Raw genomic sequence first — 3,887 nt, 5'->3', positions numbered from 1 at the left:
TCGTTGATGGTGCTTTGAGCAACCACCATGGGCAGATAATTGCTGAAGAGGATCTCACCATTGGTGGTCTGAGGGGAGAGCGTGCTGGACATGTGGTTAATGAAGGGGGTGTCTTGAACAGCTTTGCCGGTGACATGAAACTTGTTGCAGCCTCCTTAACCAATAAAAGTGCAAAACCAGCCAATCCATCCCGACAAGATGCAGCGTTGCAAGAGCAACAGAATGGCACGCTCAACGAGGGGGCATCCTATATCTTAGCGCGTGGTGGTTTGCTGATAGATGTTGGTGCTTTTGAGAATCGTGACAGTCTACTCTCTACGCAAGGTGCTACCAGTGTTGTTGCCGACAGGATAACGCAAGCTGGCATTATGGAAAGCGAGAGTGGTGATCTTCAACTGACCAGTCACGGTGAGTTGATCAATAGCGGTTTGATCGCAAGCAATGGTGCAATCACTCTTGAATCAGGACAAGATCTGCTACAGAGCGGGCGGATTGTTTCGCAAAAGAGGGTAGAGCTTTCCAGTGATGGCACATTAACAATGGAAGAGCCAAGTGAGGTTGCTGCCTATGATGTTATCCTTAAAGCAAAGACATTAAATCAAGCAGGGCATGTAGAAGCGCAAGGTGGAACGCTTATTCTCAAGAGTCATGGCGTTTTAAGCAATACCGGTACCATGGTAGGCGGTGTTGTTGAGGCACAACTTGGTTCTTTAACAAATTTCGGTCAGCTTTTAGCCAAGGATGCCTTGACGCTTGTGGCAGCAAACCATGATCCGTTATGGGAGCAAGGTGGCATTATTTTAAATGGGGAAGGTGGGGTTCTTAAAAGTGGTGGCGCTTTTGTCTTAACCACCGATGCCTTGAGCAATGCTGGTAGCATGGGTTCGAGTGGCGATGGCGTTGCTCTCAATGTGACGGGGGATATCAGCAATAGTGGGCTGATTTACGCCAACAAGTCAGCAATATTCTCCTTGGATGGAACATTCCTCAATAAATTTGCCGATGTCATTGCCGAAGACAATCTCACTTTCCGTGGTTTAAGTGGAGAGCGGGCTGGTTCTGTGATCAACATTTCTGGGCTTTTAGAAGCCGTCTCTGGCGATATGATCTTCGATGTCTCTTCACTCACCAATAGGCGTGAAGGGGGAATTAAAGTGACTGATGAAATGGTTAAATGCCATATCTCTGAAACATCGGTTACTGAAGAAGATGGTTGGTTTTGGGTTGATACAACGACTACAACTACGAGAGTTACAACGACGATTAACCGTCAGCAACCTCATTTTACCAATAACGCTGCACAAATTTTGGTAGGGCATCATTTAATGGTTCATGCTGGTGAGATCAGCAATAACTATAGTTTGATTGCAGCCAATGGCGACATTACGATGCAGGGCGATACGCTGCTCAATGAAGGGCGCGATTTAATCGAAACAACTACGGTTGAGACAACAACACATATCGAGATGTCATCTGGTGATATTTTGGGTGCAGGGGTTATTCAATTTGGAGATACAGATACATGGAGTTATGTGGGCAATCCCGTCATAACCACGCGTACTTATGATACGGTTTACGGCACGATAGAAGCAGGTGGCACTCTTGATGTGAAGGTAACAGGCATTCTTGACAATCATGCGGTGCGTGAGGGAGTAGGTCAAATTGGCTTAAGTTCTGGCGATAAAAGCTTGGCTGGGGTTAAAAATACCGATTTCGACGGTTCAAAGCCGCTGATCAGCAAGGACCGATTGGATGGCATTATCAATGGTTTAACGGGGCACAAGGCACTTTTTGCACCGAGCAGCCAAACACCAGAACTAGCACCAGAACCGAGCAGCCAAATACTAGCATCGGCACCAGCACTGGGTACTCAAACATTAGCATCATCACCAGCATTGGGCGCCCAAACCTTAACACCAGCTCCAAGCGGTCAAATATCAGCATCAGAATCCATACAGGTGGCACCCCAAGAAGGGCTTGGTTCTGTCAAAACAGAGTTGTCTAGCACGCAAACACCACAAGTGCCGTTTGTGATCGAAACGCGCCCAGATTTTATTAATCCAAGCAAATTTTTGGGGTCTGACTACTACTTAAAAAAGATTGGCAATTATAAGCCTGACCAAGTGTTTAAAAGGCTAGGGGATGCTTATTTTGAATATCGCTTGGTGGGGGAGCAAATCTTTGAGCTGACCGGCAATCACACTCTTCTTGAGGTTGAAGATCCCAATGTCCAAATGCAAAGGCTTTATGACAATGCTGTCGAGCAGCAAGGTCCTTTGGGATTAAAGTTAGGGGTTGCGTTAACGCAAAAGCAAATTGCTCAGTTGGACAAGGATATCATCTGGCTTGAGACAATTGAGAAGAATGGGCAAGAGGTTTTGGTACCGCATGTTTATTTAGTGCCAACCTCGTCTTTCGCACAAGCTATTGAAGGTCCACAAAGATCCCAACAAGGAAAGCTTTCCAGTGCTCGCTTAAAGGGAAATGGGGTCAGCTTAAATGCGGACAGCTTTACCAATAGTGGTGAGGTGCTCAGTCATGATGCATTGCATGTGACGACCAAGCAAACTTTGTTTAATGATGGTGGACTTTTGAATGCGGCTGGGCCTGTAGAGCTCACCAGTGGAGGTCTTTTAGCCAATTATTCTGGTGTTATTCACGGTGAGATCATCACCCTTACTGCTCAGACCATAGCCAATGGAACGGCTAAAATCCGTGAGAATAATGAATATGGTTTTGTTGATCGAGCGGGGCAAAAGGGACAAATTCTCTCTGAACACGAATTAAATATCCACTCCCTTGGTGATTTAAGCTCTGAAGGAGGGGAATTCACCAGCGGCGGTCCGATGACAGTGATTGTCGATGGCTCTGCCAACTTTAGTGCCTTGGCGCTAGAGAGTGAACACAAGCAGACATTAGAAAAAGGCCATTATGATGCGCAAAGCAAGACACATCAGTTAAGCGCACTCAACAGTGGAGATGATCTTAGCGTTGTGACGAATGGCAGCCTTACCTTGGATGGGGTTAAGGCTAAAGCAAAGGGCGATGCGCGTTTCAATAGTAGTGATGCTCTAACGATGACTTCGGTACAAGATTTGAGCAGTTTTGACTTAGACCTTAGGGGGAAAGAAGGCGATAAATCGAAGCAAAAGAATAAGTTTCGTCAACAGTCCACGCAAGTGACCACAAACAAAACCACGATAGATGTTGATGGCACTCTCTCCATGCATGCGCAAAAAGGTGATCTCACCCTTGGTGCTTCTGGGTTGTCCAGTGGTGGTCAGATGCATCTTGTCGCAGAGAAGGGTAAGATTGCGATTCTGACCAACAAAGATCAAGACTTTGAGGAGACTTATCAGCGTAATGAAAACTTGGTTTGGTGGAGTGAGAGTGACAAAGGTCAGTTTGAGGAGACCATCAAATATGTCACCATGGAAGCTGGTGGTGGGGTTAAGATTGAAGCTGGCAATGGCATTGTTGCCGAATATGAAGCCACGGGTGATTTAGACAAATCCCTTGAGCAATTGTCTCGCTCACCGGGGATGGGATGGATTAAGCAACTGCGCGATGATCCCGTTTTAGCCAAGCAAGTTGATTGGCAGGCGGTTAAGGCTGAGTTTAAACACTGGGATTATAAAGCCCAAGGTCTCACGGAAGCGGGTGCTGCTTTAGTGGCCTTGGCTGTGACAGCAGTGACCGCTGGCGCTGCTTCCACAGCTGCTGGTGCGATTACTAGTGCTTTGGGTGTTGGTTCTAGCAGTGCCATGAATGCGGCGATGCAAGCTGGTGTGCAAGCGCTGATCAATAAAAGCGCTGTAGCACTTGTTAATAATCGTGGTGATATCGCCGCTGCATTGCATGAGCTTGGCTCTTCTAAGAATATTCTC

General features: G+C 46.8%; 1 pseudogene. It reads left to right on the top strand.

Features of this window, described 5'->3' with window-relative positions:
- Nucleotides 1-3,887, top strand: a pseudogene (locus AC0QT1_RS08330) (two-partner secretion domain-containing protein); the annotation flags it as partial.

Source organism: Bartonella sp. P12B, from assembly GCF_055796185.1.
Note: the sequence above shows the minus strand (reverse complement) of the source record. Positions and strands in the feature narration are given on the sequence as shown.